Consider the following 14,886-nt stretch of genomic DNA (forward strand, 5'->3'; position numbering starts at 1 on the left):
TGAACCCCTCCCCTTGAAAAATCGGATTAGTACTAATATCGACTTTTCTGAAAATTTTGTCAATTGGCAAAAAGAACAATTTTTGGCAGCCTTATTGTACTTCAGTCCGATTAATCATTTTTTGCACTAATTCCAAAAACAAAGATTTGGTCAGGGGTTTTCTCTGATCAAGGGAAGCCCAGCCTTTTTTGCTGGAGAACAGCAGCGTGTAAGACAATTGGTGATTGGTTACATCCACACGCCCTATGGGCCCGATGGCGAACCTGCCCACCGGCAGCACCTCGATATTGCAGCTTGGGGCCAGGATAGTCAGCGCGGGCGCCGTGTAGCTGCCGATGTACTCCTCGTTTTTTTCCAGCGAGTGCTCCTGTACCTGCAGTGCCTGGTCCAGCTGAGCTTCATCTATCCACAGCTTAACCTGGTCCATAAATTCCTTCAGCGCGAGGACCCATTCATCTCTGATCCGCATGTTTTCAGGGTTAATTTCGTCCGCTCCGAATAATTCACTCATGAGATCTTCTCCTTAAACATAATATTGTTCATTATACAAAGATTAACCAGGGAGTGTCAAAACTAAAAAACAAAAATATCTTTTTCGCAGGGTATTGATTTTAGTTTGCTTTTTTGCAATAATATAGCCATAAAAATCTGATATTTGGAAACAAAGTTGTTTCTGGCCCTGGAAACTTAGATAGTTTCTATGAGGTAAAGACGCCTCATGCCGGTCATTAATTTATGACCGGTATGAGGTTTTTTTATTTTCTGACGGCGAAAGGAGGCTCAAGGCTCTTATAATATACGCTTCTTTTGTACTAATAATTTACAGGAGGTATTAATATGAAGACTGCCAAGGATGTTCTGGCTTTTGCCAAAGAGAAAGATGTAAAAATGGTTGATGTGAAGTTTATCGACCTGCCCGGCATGTGGCAGCATTTTTCCGTGCCCATTCAGGAGTTTGACGAGAATACTTTTGAGGAAGGCCTGGGCTTTGACGGTTCAAGTATCCGTGGATTCAGGGTGATCAACGAGAGCGACATGATCCTGATTCCCGACCCGACCACAGCCTGTATCGACCCGTTCTGCAAGGCTACCACCCTGAGCATTATCTGCAACGTGGTGGATCCTATAACCGGTGAGAGATATAACCGCGACCCGCGCAACATAGCCCAGAAAGCGGAGGAGTACCTGATCTCGACCGGCATCGCCGACCAGAGCTTCTGGGGCCCCGAGGCCGAGTTCTTCATTTTTGACGACATCAGGTTCGACCAGAACCAGCATTCCGGCTATTACTACATCGACTCCGTGGAAGGCATCTGGAATTCCGGCCGCGCGGAAGGCCCCAACCTGGGTTACAAGCCGCGCTACAAGGAAGGCTACTTCCCGGTCGCGCCCACCGACTCCCAGCAGGACCTGCGCACCGAGATGGTCCTGACCATGCTTGAGGCCGGCATCCCGGCGGAATGCCAGCACCATGAAGTGGCCACGGCGGGGCAGGCGGAGATTGACATTAAGTTCGGCCCCCTGACCAAGATGGCTGACCAGTTGATGATGTACAAATATATCGTCAAGAACACCGCCAAAAAATACGGCAAGACCGTGACTTTCATGCCCAAGCCGCTGTTCCAGGACAACGGCACCGGCATGCACGTGCACCAGAGCCTCTGGAAGGACGGCAAGCCGCTGTTTTACGACGCCAACGGCTACGCCGGCCTCAGCGAAACAGCCCTTTACTATATCGGCGGCCTGCTCAAGCACGCGCGTGCTCTGACCGCCATCACCAGCCCCACCACCAACTCTTACAAGAGGCTGGTGCCCGGCTACGAGGCCCCGGTAAACCTGGTTTATTCCCAGCGCAACAGGAGCGCGGCGGTGCGCATCCCCATGTACTCCAAAAACCCCAAGGCCAAGCGCATTGAATTCCGCCCGCCCGACCCGTCCTGCAACCCCTACCTGGCTTTTGCCGCTCTGCTGCTGGCCGGCATCGACGGCATCAAGAACAGGATTTACCCGGGCGAGCCGCTGGACAAGGACATTTTCGAGCTGCCGCCGGAGGAAGCCAAAGAAATCCGTTCCGTCCCCGGCTCGCTGGAAGAAGCTCTCAAAGAGCTGCAGGCCGACCACGAGTTCCTGCTGCAGGGCGGTGTTTTTGACAAAGACCTGCTGGAAAGCTGGATCGATTACAAACTTACCAGGGAACACGACGCGATCAGACTGCGCCCGCACCCGTACGAGTTCATGCTTTATTATGATATCTAAACCTGGTCACAGGCAACCGGTGTTTAAGTTTAGCCAGGCCTCTCGTTCCGTAAGGACGGAGGCCTTATATTTCAAGCCCACAGGGGGTTATACCCTTGCCTGAAAGTGTTGAGAAAGCATTTGGACTTTTTGCCGCGGGCCTGTCCCTGCCCGCGGAGCAGCTGCAAGCCGCCCTGGAAAAAAGCAGCCGGGTCAACAACTGGGCCAGGCAGAGGCTGAATTCAAGCGGAAGCTTCTACGGAGGCTCTTACCGCAGGGGGACCGCGCTGCCCCAGGAGAGTCTCAAATTCCATCTTTTATTAGGGGCGAAACACTATTTTTCTTGTAATGAAAACTCCACTAAAATGTTATTTTTTTTAAGAAAGAAGTTGTCGGAAGAATTCAGCCCGGCGGATGTCAGGGCAGGGGGCACGGTGGTAAGGCTGAGCTCTCCCGGCGCCTTGGACCTCGACCTGACGCCCACGATCAAAACCAGCCGCCAGGGATATCTCAGCCCCAACGGCCAGGGCGGCTGGTGCAGGATCAACCCGGGCAAGGAGGAAACAGTTTTCAAGAAAAAAGAGGAGCTTTCCGCAGGGAGGTTTTACAAGTTCGTTAAAATAATCAAGGCCTGGAACCTGCGGGCCGGTCATCCTTTCAACGTATATTTTCTCGAACTGCTGGTCTATTACAGGGTCAATGACTTTGTCAAGCCATACGCTGAGCTGGTCCATTCCTTTTTGATGAGCATGCGCCTTTTTCTGCCCGAGTTTCTCAACTGCCCCGCCGCGGGTGAGGTCATCTCCTCCGGCGCCAACTCCGCCGCCGGGCAAAAAGTCCTTGACGAGGCCATCAATTTATCCTCCAGGGCGCTGCACGAGGACAACCCCGCGGAAGCTATCAGCCTCTGGAGGTCACTGCTCGGCGACAGTTTTGGGGCCGGGAATTAAAAAAAACAGCACAAAGACGACCTCAAGCCGCCTGAGCGACCGGGCGGCTTGTTTGTCTTTTTGCCTGAAATAGACTATACTGGACTTAAGTACAGCGACGGAGGAAAACCATGGGTCTGGCCAAACGACTGGCCGCGATCGCCGCTTACGTGCCTGCGGGGAGCGTGGCGGCCGACATAGGCACCGACCACGCCTTTCTGCCCGTTTTCCTGGTGCAAGAGGGCATTTGCGCCAGGGTGATTGCCACTGATATCAAACCAGGCCCTTTCGCTGCCGCGCAGCGCAGGGTTGCGGAAGCCAAACTCACCGGCAAAATTGACCTCAGGCTGGGCAACGGACTGGAGGCGCTGCAGCCGGGCGAGGCCGGCGTGCTGGTCCTGGCCGGCATGGGAGGCAACACCATCAGGGAGATCCTGGCCGCCGCGCCGGGTGTCACCAGGGCCGCCGGCAGGCTGGTCCTGCAGCCCATGGCGGACCCGGGCGACCTGAGAGCCTGGCTGGCAGCCAACGGCTGGCGCATAAGGGACGAGAGGCTGGTCGAGGACAGCGGCAAAATATATGTTGTGATTATGGCCGAGCCCGGCCGGGAAGAGACAAGCGACCCTTTCCTGCTGGAGCTGGGGCCCAGGCTGCTGGAGAAGCAGGACCCGCTGCTGGGCCGCTACGCGGCGTGGCTGGCGGGCATGTACGAGCAGGCGCTGGCCGGGCTGGAGCGCGCCAACAGCGCCGCCGCCGGGGCAAAAGCACAGGAAGTAAGAACGAAAATAGCGCGGATCAGGGGGATAACAGGTTGCCGGTAAAATGCGAAGCAATCTTCAGGTTAATAGAAGAGATGGCCCCGCGCAGCATGGCTGAAAGCTGGGACAACGCAGGGCTGCAGGCGGGCGACCCCCGGGCGGAGGTGGCCAGGGCGCTGCTTACCCTGGATGTGAACCTTGATGTGGCCAGGGAGGCGTTGGAAAAAGGCGCGGGCCTGATCATCAGCCACCACCCCATGCTGTTCAAGCCGCTGGAGTCCATTGACTTAAGCCGGCCCGCCGGCGAGCTGATCGGCTTTCTGATTAAGAACAATATCACCGTCTACGCGGCGCACACCAACCTCGACTCCGCGGCGGGCGGGGTTAACGACATCCTGGCCGCCAGGCTGGGTCTGGAAAAACTTGCTGTGCTGCAGCAGTCCGGGCAGGTGCGCTACGTGAAGCTGGCGGTTTTCGTGCCGGAGGACCATGCGGCAGGCGTCCGTGACGCCATTGCCGGGGCGGGCGCCGGCTGGATCGGCAACTACAGCGACTGCACCTTTATGACCAGGGGCACCGGGACCTTTAAACCACTGGCCGGCGCCAACCCCTACCTGGGCAAAACAGGCGAGCTGGAACAGGTGGAAGAGATTAAACTGGAAACAATTGTCCCCACGGGAATTATAAATAGAGTGATTCAGGCGATGCTGAAGGCCCACCCTTACGAAGAAGTGGCTTACGACCTTTACCCCCTGGAAAACCGGGGGCCGTCCTACGGACTGGGCAGGGTGGGCGAGCTGCCGCGGCAGCTTACCTTCAGCCAGTTTATGGAGCAAGTGAAAACAGTCCTGCGCCTGCCGGCGCTGAGGACCGGCGGGCAGCCGGCAGCCGGCGTCAAAAAAGTCGCCGTGTGCGGCGGCTCCGGCGCGGACCTGTGGCCGGCCGCCCTTAAAGCCGGCGCGGACACCATTGTCACCGGGGACATTAAGTACCATGTCGCCCAGGAAATGTTGGACGCGGGACTGAAATTCATAGACGCGGGGCACCATGGCACGGAAGCGGTAATAATGCCCGTATTGCAGGACTTCCTGGCAGAGCGGTGCCGCGCGGAGAATTTGCGTATTGATTTGCTTCTGGCGCAAACCAATACCGACCCGTTCGCATATTTTTAGATAGGAGGCAGCGCTTCCTGTCTTTTATTATTTTTAAGGGGAGGTTAACATGCCCGATTTAAAACAGCTCTGGGAAATCCAGCTGCTAGACGGACAGAGAAGGGCACTGGAGCAAAAACTGAGGGAGGGACAGATCTCCGGGGAGTTAAGGACTCTTAAGACAGATATTGAGCAAGGCCGCATAATTTTCAACAAACTCAAGGAAGAGTACAACCTGCTTAAAAAACTGAAAAAAATGAAGGAAATGGATGTGGCCACCGCCAACGAGCAGAAAAAGAGCCTGGGGGAAAAATTATACGGAGGCTTAATCACCAACCCCAAAGAAGTGAACTCAAGCAACAAAAAGCTGGAGAGCCTGGATGAGAAAGTCAAGAAAACGGAGGACGAGATCCTGTCCATCATGGAGCAGCAGGACACCCTCCGCGCACGCCTGGAGGAAATGAGCGCCGAACTGAGCAAGAAAGCCGAAGATTACCGGCGCAAGCACGGGACGCTGCTGGCCAGCCAGGAAAAGGTGCGGCAGCTTCTGGCGCAGATCCCCCTGTCCAGGCAGAAGATGCTGGAGCGGGTTGACAACGGCCTCTGGCAGAAGTACACCGAGCTGCAGAAGAAGGTGAACGACCCGCTGGCCAAGGTGGAAAAAGCGACCTGCATGGGCTGCCGGGTGAACATTCCTTTTCATGACATGCGCCTGCTCAAACAGGGAGACGGCCTTGTGTTCTGCAGCCGCTGCGGCCGGATGCTTTACTGGGATAAGCAGGGGTGATATAATTTTAGAGCATGGAAAGCAAGGTGAGTAAATCAGGTGGTCGCGGGCGCCCGGCCAGGGCGCCTGAGGAAAGTCCGAGCTCCGCAGGGCAGGGTGCTGGGTAACACCCAGTGGGGGCGACCCCAAGGAAAGTGCCATAGAAATGAAGACCGCCCAGCACTCAACCTGGTGTTTGGCAGGCAAGTGTAGCCAAAAGGGTTGCCTTCACCAGGGAGGGAACCTATCAAGTATCAGGTTGAGTGCTGGGCAAGGGTGGAACGGTGCGGTAAGAGCGCACCAGCGGCCGGGCGACCGGCCGGCTTGGTAAACCCCACCTGGAGCAAGACCAAATAGGGGGGCAGAGGGGCGGCCCGTCCCGCTCCCGGGTTAGGTCGCTAGAGGCGCCGGGTAACCGGCGTCCCAGACAGATGATCACCCACGACAGAACTCGGCTTATCGATTTACTCACTACGCCCTTTTTTCGCGGTTATAACTTACCGCGTTCAGTTATGGCTCATTGAGTGTAATTATGTCTCACTCATTGGGCCATGCTTTTTTATCGTATCCCCTCGTTTTAAAAAAGCACTGGGGCATTTTATAGCAAAGCCGAAATAAGCCTGTCCCCGGCCAAAATAAGTTATCAGGCTTGACCGGGTAGCCGAATATTGAATTAGCGCATCCTTTGACTTTCATGGGATATACTGGGTGAAAAGAAGATGCTGCGTGCCTACATTTTTTCCTTCTGAATAACATCTTTAAGTTGTATCTTCGGCCCGCTCTGGGATAAGGCCGGAATGGAATATGACGGATTTTATTATCTTTAATGTCATACTATTGTCATAGCAAATTGATAGAATTATTTCAAGTACTTTATTTTGAGGCTTTTTGCAGGATATTGGAACAACTTGACGAAAAATCCAAATAATCTAAAGTAATATAATTACCCTACTCAAATTAAATAGGATATAATTCAAAAAGGAAAAACTGTTTATGAAGAATAAAAATGATTCGCAGTAAAATGGAGACACCAGGTACTGCCACAGGACACTGGTGGGGGAATTTTCTAAACAGCATGGATGCAGGTGCTAAGCATGTCAGGTAACCCCATTTATAACATAAAAAAAGAACTGGCGCATATCGGGTATCGCCGGCACCAACTGCTGATAATTTGTGGTGTTGAACATGCTAAGATAATTCAGGATATAACCAGGGAGCTTGCTATTCCCTGTATAAACCTGAGTTTAAAGTTAAGTGAAGAGTTACTGGAAGTGCCGGTTGTCCAGCGCGGCAGAAAAGTAAACCAATTAGTCGATAAGATAGTAAGCGAAAGCACAGGGGAAATCTTGTGCTTTGAACATATTGAATTGCTATTCCATCCACAGTTACAACAAGACCCCATGAGGATATTGGAAAATATCAGCCGCAACAAGATCATTGTTGTTTCCTGGAGCGGCCGTTATGCAAATGGCAGGTTAACCTATGCTGAGCCGGAACACCCGGAATATCGTGTGTATAATGAACTGGAAGCGAGCGTTATTACCATTGACTAAGCGGAGGGAAGAGAAGGATGAAGTATAGTGATCTAATTCATTTTGAACCTATTGAATCAATCGTCCAGTTACGGGAATCAAACCATAAGGAATATGCCTTCCAGTTATTAGATACTTATGTCATTTCAGAACGTATGGCGGAGTCCATTGATGAAATTATTATCGAACAACTCCAATACGAACACCATGCTGATAATAAGGGTATCTTAGTAGTCGGTAATTACGGAACCGGTAAATCCCACCTGATGAGTGTTATTGCCACTATTGCCGAGCAAGAGGGAGTCAGCGGGCGCATTACCAATGAGCGGGTAGCGGCCAAAGGAAAAGAAATCGAAGGCAAATTCCAGGTAATCCGTACCGAGATTGGCGCTTCTATCATGTCTCTCCGGGATATTCTTTGCGGCTACATCGAGGACCACCTGGCCGAAATCGGTGTGGTCTATAAATTCCCTCCGGCCAACCAGGTGCGTAATAATAAAGACTCTTTTATTGAGATGATGGCGGCCTTCCATGAAGTATATCCTGACCAGGGTTTACTGCTGGTGGTAGACGAGCTGTTGGACTATTTGAGGGCGCGCAAAGAGCAGGAGATTATCCTGGATTTAAGCTTCTTGCGTGAAGTAGGTGAAATCTGCCGCACCACCCGTTTCCGCTTCATGGCCGGTGTTCAGGAAATGTTATTTGATAATCCCAAATTTCAATTTGTGGCCGGGCAATTGCGCCGGGTCCGGGAACGTTTCGAACAAGTACAAATCGTGCGGGAAGATATCGCCTACGTGGTATCCCAACGGCTGTTAAAGAAGGATGACCACCAAAAGGCTCTCATTCGTGAACACCTAAAGAAGTTTTCCACCCTTTATGAAAAGTTGAATGAGCGTCTGGAGGAATATGTTTCTCTATTTCCCATCCACCCGGCCTATTTGTCTACCTTTGAAAAGGTTGTGGTGGCGGAAAAACGTGTTATTCTCAAAACCATCAGTTATGAAATGAAAAAACTACTGAATCAGGAGGTTCCCACTGAGCAACCTGGTTTAATATCCTTTGACAGTTATTGGCCCTATATAGAAAACGACCCCTCGTTGAAAAGCAACCCCGATATCAGAGAGGTTATGGCCAAGTCCAAAATAATTCAGGACCGCATTCAAAACGCTTTCACCCGTCCGGTATACAAACCAATGGCCCTGCGTATAGTCCGGGCCTTGTCTGTGCACCGCTTAACCACCGGGGATATTAACGCCAAGTTGGGTGTCACTTCAGAAGAACTGCGGGACAACCTCTTTCTTTATGTGGCATTGCCCGAAGAAGATTCAACCTTCCTGCGTACCACCATTGAAACCGTATTAAAAGAGATTTTAAAAACCGTAAGCTGGCAATTTATTTCCTTTAATGAAGCCAATGGACAGTATTATCTGGATTTGGGAAAAGTAGAGGCCATTGACGATTTAATTGAGCAAAAAGCCGAGGGGCTAACCCCGGAGCAATTAGATCGCTACTATTTTGAAGCGCTTACCCTGGTGACCGACAGCGCCAAAAACACTTACGTCACCAACTACCGCATCTGGCAGCATGAGCTGCCCTGGTGGGAATGCAAGGTAACACGCCAGGGCTACCTGTTCTTCGGCGCGCCCAATGATCGTTGCACCGCTCAGCCGCCCCGGGATTTTTATATCTATATGCTGCAGCCCTTTGACCCGCCGAAGTTTAAAAACGAAGAGCGGGCTGACGAAGTATTCTTTAAATTAAAGCATAAAGACGAGAAGTTCCTGCGGGCTCTTTCCCTCTACGCCGGGGCCAAGGAATTGAGCGCCACCGCTGCTTCAGGCACCAGGCATTTATACGAAGGACGCGCCGGGGAGAATTTAAAGCTGCTGACCAAGTGGCTGCGGGAAAATCTTTTAAGTGCCTTTGAAGTCACCTATAAGGGCGTTACGAAAAAGGTGGTTGAGTGGGTAGCCACCATGCCGCCCCAGGCCAGCGTACGGGAAATTATTGATGCTGTGGCCGCCGGCTGCCTGTCGTCTTGGTTTAAAGAAAAATACCCGGATTACCCCCATTTCAGCAAATTAAATATGCCTTTAACCAGGGAAAACCTGTGCGGGTATGTGCTGGATGCTTTAAAGAGCATCGCCGGAGCTAAAACCAAAAGTGGGATAGCCCTTCTGGACGGACTGGTGCTGCTGGATAATGAGAAGTTAGCCCCCCGGCAGTCCGGTTATGCCAGGTGGATATTAGAAAAACTGGCGGATAAAGCCCCTGGCCAGGTGGTTAACCAGTCGGAGTTAATTGAGACGGTCTATAGCTGCCAGGGAACAGAGGATGTAAAGTTAACCACAGCTTTTAAACTGGAACCTGAACTGCTGGTGGTGTTGCTGGCAGCCCTGGTCTACAGCGGCGATATTGTGGTGACGGTATCAGGCTCCACCTATGATGCCATGAAGATGGAACAGTTAATTAAGTTATCCTTACAGGAGCTCAAAGAATTCAGCCATATTAAAAAGCCCAGCGGGCTGCCGGTGCCTGCCTTACAGGCACTCTTTGATTTGTTTGGTATTTCCCACGGGTTACTGCAACAGAATACCCTGGCGAAGGGTATTGAAGAATTGCATAAGTACGCCAACAACCGGTTAATTGATACCGTTAACATTTTGCAGGTGGTTCGGACAGGGATTCCCTGCTGGGACGGTGTTATTTTATCCGCCGCCGAACAGCAGCGGTATAAGGAGAAGTTGGAGGAACTAAAAGCCTTCTTGGAGGCGGTACTTATTTATAATACTCCCGCCAAATTACACAACTTTAAGTTTACCTTGGAACAGGTAACCGAAAAGCAAGAAGCCCTTGGCCTGCTAAAACAGTTAAAAGAGCTGCAGCAGCGGGTAACACAAATCTCCAACCAGGCCAACTACCTGGTTGCCGCCCAGCAGCATTTACCCCTGGACCACCAGTGGCAGGAAAAAGTGGAAACAGCCCTGGGTGACTTGCTGCTCGCCCTGAAAGAAGGAAAACCCTATGAGGCGGAACTGCGGCAAATCCGGGTGTTAAAGGAACAATACCAGGGCTTTTACCTGGCTATGCACACCAAAGCCAGGCTGAATGCCTCTGAGGATAACCAGAAAAATATCTTACTGAATGATCCCAGGGTGTCCGCTTTAAAACAACTGGCCACTATTGATTTACTGCCGGAAAACCAGTTGAGCCAGTTGCTGGGCAGGATTAATTCCCTTAAAACCTGCTGGAGCTTGACTAAAAATGACCTGGAGTATCATTCCATCTGCCCCCATTGCAAGTTCCGGCCCAAAGACGAGCAGTACGGTGCGGTGAAAAACCTGAACGACCTGGCGGACAAGCTGCAAGGGCTTCTGGATGATTGGACCGGGACGTTGCTGGATAACTTTAACAAGCCGGATGTAAAGGAAAATATCACCTTGCTGAAACCGGAGCAGCAGGAGTTAATCAACGCACTACTGGCGCAAAAAGAGTTTACACTGCCCGTTGATGTAAAACTGGTTCAGGCCATTAAAGAACTGTTACAGGGTATCGAACGGATAGAAATCACTGTGGACGATTTAATGGAAGTGGCCGGCAACGGCAGCCCCCTGACTGTAGAAGAGGTAAGGCTCCGTTTGGAGAAGTTATTAAAGGATCGCATCGGCGCCCAGGCTGCCAACCGCGTGCGCATTATGCTCGGGCATAATTAACGGAGGAGAAGACATATGGCTTTTAAGGATACGGAACAAATTACGATGTTGGATCAAAAACAAGATACCAAAAACCAGCCGGTTACCTGCCTGGGGATGACTTTTGAAAATGATGAAGCCCGCCGGACGTATTTTACCGAGGAACTGCGCAAGCGGCTGCCTGAGTTGAAACAAATGGAAGGGTTTCCGGTTGGCGAGGATGAAGATATCCTCGCCCTTTCGGACCCGCCTTATTATACAGCCTGTCCGAATCCGTTTATACCGGATTTTATTAAACAGTGGGAAGAGGCAAAGAAACAGTTATACGGTGAAGACCAGGAGGATCACCGGGAACCTTTTGCTGCGGATGTATCGGAAGGGAAGAATGACCCGATTTATAATGCGCACAGTTACCATACCAAGGTGCCGCATAAGGCTATCATGCGGTACATCCTGCATTACACAGAGCCGGGAGATATTGTATTTGACAGTTTCTGTGGAACGGGGATGACTGGTGTGGCCGCTCAGATGTGTGGCGATCGGAATATGGTTATGGAACTTGGATATCAAGTCAAACCTGATGGCACTATATTGCGTGAAGAAACCGATGAAGATGGTAAAAATACCTGGGTAGCGTTTTCAAAGCTTGGTGCACGACGTGCGGTTTTGAATGACCTTTCACCTGCAGCCACTTTTATTGCAAAAAATTATACACAACACGGAGAAGTTGCTGAGTTTCAGGAGCGTATTTCGAAAGCACTTCACGCTGTAAAACAGAAACTTGGTTGGATGTATGAAACAGAAAATACTGAAACAGGAACTTCTGAAGAGCTTCTTTTTTGTGTTTGGTCAGATGTTTTTCTTTGTCCTGAATGTGGTGGCGATATTCCTTTTTGTAGTACAGCTTTAAATGATGTTGGGAAAATTGAAGGGAACTTTCATTGTCCACACTGCGATATAATAGTCAGCAAGAGTTCAGCTGAACATGCCTATGAGACAATATATGAACCCATTCTCAACACAACACGACTTGTAAGCAAGAGTGTTCCGGTAGAAGTATGTTGCAAGAAAAAAGACACGAACTCCAAATATATGCGACCGGTAAACCAGAAAGACCTTGAAGTACTTACACGTGTTCAAGAATTTCGTCTTGCGTGGCATCCAGTAAATAAAATGATGTTTAAAGATCATGCGTGGGGAGACCAATGGCGAAGGGGCTATCACTCCGATGTGACTCACGATTACCATTTTTTCCTAAAACGTCCACTGGCAATTATAGCAGAAGTTCGTGCTCAGTTGGCAGATTACCTTCCAGGGCTTTTTTTGATAACAGCGACGATGCTTGGTCTTTCACGTTTGCAGAGATACACTCCAGGGAGCACCTTTCCTAATATGATCAGATCAGGGACCCTTTATATCGGTTCGTTACATCGAGAATGGAATGCGCTTTCATGGATAGAGGGAAAGACTAAGGGTATCACTAGGATGTATGAAAAAGTATTCAATGCCATGGGGCAAACAGTAGTTACCACACAAAGTGCTTCTTGTCTCTTATGTCAACCTAACTCTTCAGCTGATTACATCTTCCTAGACCCTCCTTTTGGTGACAACCTAGCATATTCTGAATTAAATTTTCTTTGGGAGGGATGGCTGAAGGTTTTTACCAGGCAAAGAGACGAGGCAATTGTAAGCAAGCATCAATCAAAAGGATTAAATGAATATCGTGCACTTATGGCCGCATGTTTCAAGGAAGCGTATCGTGTCCTAAAGCCTGGTCGTTGGATGACGGTAGAGTTTTCTAACACAAGGGCATCGGTTTGGAACAGCATTCAAACCGCCCTTGCCGAGGCTGGCTTCATCGTTGCTAATTTATCGGCACTTGATAAACAGCAAGGGAGTTTCAATGCAATCACCACTCCAACATCAGTGAAGCAAGACCTCGTTATCTCTGCCTACAAACCTAATGGCGGGTTTGAGGAACGCTTCCAAAAAGAAGCCTCTACTGAGGAAGGCGTCTGGGATTTCGTCCGAACGCACTTGAAATACCTTCCTGTCACCAGGTGGCAGGGATCTCTCTTGCAAATAATCCCAGAACGTGATCCACGCATTCTATTCGACCAGATGGTTGCCTACTACGTTCGCAAAGGCTATCCGGTGCCCATCTCTAGCCAAGAGTTCCAGATTGGACTTGGCCAGCGTTTCCCCGAGCGGGACGGGATGTATTTTTTACCTGACCAAGTGGCCGAGTATGACAAAAAGCGCCTTACGGTCCGGGAGATATTGCAGCTTCAGCTTTTTGTCACCGACGAATCTTCGGCAATCAAATGGCTAAAACAACAGCTTTCCAGAAAGCCGCAGACCTTCCAGGAGCTTCATCCACTTTTCTTTAAGGAGATCAGTGGCTGGCAAAAGTATGAGAAGCCTCTGGAACTTTCGGAGCTGCTCGAGCAGAACTTTCTGCGTTATGATGGTAGTGGGGAGGTGCCCGGCCAGATTCACAGCTATCTATCCACAAATTTCAAGGACCTCCGCAACTTGGCCAAGGACGACGAGACCCTTCGGAGTAAAGGGAAAGATCGCTGGTATGTACCGGACCCCAATAAACAAGCAGACTTAGAGAAACTGCGCGAAAAATCCCTGCTGCGCGAATTTGCTTCCTATATGGAAGAGATGAAGAAGAGCAAGAAGAAATTAAAGCAGTTCCGTACCGAGGCCATCCGGGCCGGCTTTAAGAAGGCCTGGGGAGATAACGATTATCAAACCATTGTAGACATTGGCCGGCGTCTGCCGGAAAGCATCCTGCAAGAGGACGATAAACTTTTAATGTACTACGACAACGCGCAAATCCGGTTAGGTATGTTGTGAAGAACAGGTGACCGCTTTGACCACGTGGCGCGATCAGGTACTGATGGATTTTCAGGAACCGGTGCCACCTCGCTGGTGGCGGACCCAGACCATTTATTGAAGCTGGCCACAATAAATTTCTGCGAAATACTTTTAAAAATAATGATAGAATAAAATAAAAAGATTATTTGCACCTTTTTGCTCTACATAAAAAAGGGCTAAAACCTTTAGCAGATATTGGTATTGAAATGATGAAAGTAATAAAAAGGGAGTAACCTTTATGAGGGCTCAAGCATCTGTATGGATAGATATTGCCTATGATGATTTAGACGCCGCAGAACATTGCTTCCAGGGAGACAGATTCTTGTGGGCTATGTTTATGTGCCAGCAGGCAGTAGAAAAAGCCATCAAGGCTGTGTATTTCGAAAAGACCGGCTTGACTCCACCAAAAAAACATGATTTAGTTTCATTGGCTGGAAGCGCCGGTTTGCTTGAAAAATGTACAAAAGAGCTGAGGGACCTGTTACGCCGTCTTTCTCTATATTATATCGAAACTAGATATCCCGATAAACGTGCCGTTCTGGAAGCTAAATGCACTAAAGAGCATACAAAAGAAATCCTGGAACGCTCAAAGGGGGCTGTGGAATGGTTAAGAAGCATGTTGAAATAATTGCAGGTGAATATATAAAAGCTTTAAAAAGCAGGAACATACGTGTTGAAAAAGCCATTTTGTTTGGATCTTATGCAAAAGGGAGCGCGGGAAAAGACAGTGATATTGATATTGCCATAATTTCTCCGGACTTTGGTAAAGACTATATAGAGGAAGCTGTTATACTTAAAGAAATCAGTGAAGATATTGATTTAGACATTTCCCCGAGACCCTACTCTCTGGAAGAATATAAAAATATAAAGCAAGGTCAATTCCTTTATGACGAGATTGTTTCAAAGGGTAAACCAATTGTAGGCTAGTCTTCGG

At 49.9% G+C, this 14,886-nt stretch carries 11 protein-coding genes and 1 other RNA gene; 11 read left to right on the top strand and 1 reads right to left on the bottom strand.

Going from position 1 to position 14,886, the window contains the following annotated elements:
- Positions 1-91: 91 nt before the first annotated feature.
- Entirely contained in the window at positions 92-511 is a 420-nt protein-coding gene (locus Pmgp_RS07905; protein WP_134213455.1) for a hypothetical protein, read from the bottom strand.
- Positions 512-837: 326 nt separating this feature from the next.
- Between Pmgp_RS07905 and glnA the strand changes: the two genes are divergently transcribed.
- The 11 genes from glnA to Pmgp_RS07960 all read left to right on the top strand — a co-directional run bounded on the left by glnA (position 838) and on the right by Pmgp_RS07960 (position 14,879).
- Positions 838-2,256, top strand: a complete 1,419-nt coding sequence (glnA, locus tag Pmgp_RS07910; protein WP_134213456.1) for a type I glutamate--ammonia ligase — start codon at positions 838-840, stop codon at positions 2,254-2,256.
- A gap of 95 nt (positions 2,257-2,351) precedes the next feature.
- The gene (locus Pmgp_RS07915) at positions 2,352-3,185 is read left to right on the top strand and encodes a nucleotidyltransferase family protein (protein WP_134213457.1); all 834 of its coding nucleotides are present in this window, start codon (positions 2,352-2,354) and stop codon (positions 3,183-3,185) included.
- A 110-nt stretch (positions 3,186-3,295) separates the two neighbouring features.
- Positions 3,296-3,985, top strand: a complete 690-nt coding sequence (locus Pmgp_RS07920; protein WP_134213458.1) for a tRNA (adenine(22)-N(1))-methyltransferase — start codon at positions 3,296-3,298, stop codon at positions 3,983-3,985.
- Positions 3,976-5,094 carry a Nif3-like dinuclear metal center hexameric protein gene (locus tag Pmgp_RS07925; protein ID WP_134213459.1) on the top strand — a complete coding sequence of 373 codons (1,119 nt, stop codon included), beginning with the start codon at positions 3,976-3,978 and terminating at the stop codon, positions 5,092-5,094. The genes Pmgp_RS07920 and Pmgp_RS07925 overlap by 10 nt, the downstream gene beginning before the upstream one ends.
- A gap of 49 nt (positions 5,095-5,143) precedes the next feature.
- Positions 5,144-5,860, top strand: coding sequence for a zinc ribbon domain-containing protein (locus tag Pmgp_RS07930; protein WP_134213460.1), 717 nt, complete (start codon positions 5,144-5,146; stop codon positions 5,858-5,860).
- Positions 5,861-5,887: 27 nt separating this feature from the next.
- Positions 5,888-6,314: RNase P RNA component class A (gene rnpB / locus Pmgp_RS07935), an RNA gene on the top strand.
- Positions 6,315-6,933: 619 nt separating this feature from the next.
- Positions 6,934-7,392, top strand: a complete 459-nt coding sequence (gene brxF, locus Pmgp_RS07940) for a BREX-3 system P-loop-containing protein BrxF (protein ID WP_192902847.1) — start codon at positions 6,934-6,936, stop codon at positions 7,390-7,392.
- Between the two features lie 17 nt (positions 7,393-7,409).
- Positions 7,410-11,087 (top strand): DUF6079 family protein, encoded by a 3,678-nt coding sequence (locus Pmgp_RS07945; RefSeq protein WP_134213462.1) that lies wholly within the window; start codon positions 7,410-7,412, stop codon positions 11,085-11,087.
- 15 nt (positions 11,088-11,102) lie between these two features.
- A complete protein-coding gene (locus Pmgp_RS07950) occupies positions 11,103-13,931 on the top strand; it encodes a DNA methyltransferase (protein ID WP_134213463.1) in 2,829 nt (942 codons plus the stop codon).
- A gap of 259 nt (positions 13,932-14,190) precedes the next feature.
- A complete protein-coding gene (locus tag Pmgp_RS07955) occupies positions 14,191-14,580 on the top strand; it encodes a HEPN domain-containing protein (protein WP_134213464.1) in 390 nt (129 codons plus the stop codon).
- Positions 14,556-14,879, top strand: coding sequence for a nucleotidyltransferase domain-containing protein (locus Pmgp_RS07960; RefSeq protein ID WP_134213465.1), 324 nt, complete (start codon positions 14,556-14,558; stop codon positions 14,877-14,879). The genes Pmgp_RS07955 and Pmgp_RS07960 overlap by 25 nt, the downstream gene beginning before the upstream one ends.
- Positions 14,880-14,886: the final 7 nt, after the last annotated feature.

The organism is Pelotomaculum propionicicum (genome assembly GCF_004369225.1).
Taxonomy (GTDB): domain Bacteria; phylum Bacillota; class Desulfotomaculia; order Desulfotomaculales; family Pelotomaculaceae; genus Pelotomaculum_B; species Pelotomaculum_B propionicicum.

Coding starts and splice junctions, on each gene's coding strand:
- Pmgp_RS07950 (WP_134213463.1), top strand. CDS start 11,103: ATGGCTTTTAAGGATACGGAACAAATTACGATGTTGGATCAAAAACAA.
- Pmgp_RS07945 (WP_134213462.1), top strand. CDS start 7,410: ATGAAGTATAGTGATCTAATTCATTTTGAACCTATTGAATCAATCGTC.
- glnA (WP_134213456.1), top strand. CDS start 838: ATGAAGACTGCCAAGGATGTTCTGGCTTTTGCCAAAGAGAAAGATGTA.
- Pmgp_RS07930 (WP_134213460.1), top strand. CDS start 5,144: ATGCCCGATTTAAAACAGCTCTGGGAAATCCAGCTGCTAGACGGACAG.
- Pmgp_RS07920 (WP_134213458.1), top strand. CDS start 3,296: ATGGGTCTGGCCAAACGACTGGCCGCGATCGCCGCTTACGTGCCTGCG.
- Pmgp_RS07955 (WP_134213464.1), top strand. CDS start 14,191: ATGAGGGCTCAAGCATCTGTATGGATAGATATTGCCTATGATGATTTA.
- Pmgp_RS07905 (WP_134213455.1), bottom strand. CDS start 511: ATGAGTGAATTATTCGGAGCGGACGAAATTAACCCTGAAAACATGCGG.
- brxF (WP_192902847.1), top strand. CDS start 6,934: ATGTCAGGTAACCCCATTTATAACATAAAAAAAGAACTGGCGCATATC.
- Pmgp_RS07960 (WP_134213465.1), top strand. CDS start 14,556: ATGGTTAAGAAGCATGTTGAAATAATTGCAGGTGAATATATAAAAGCT.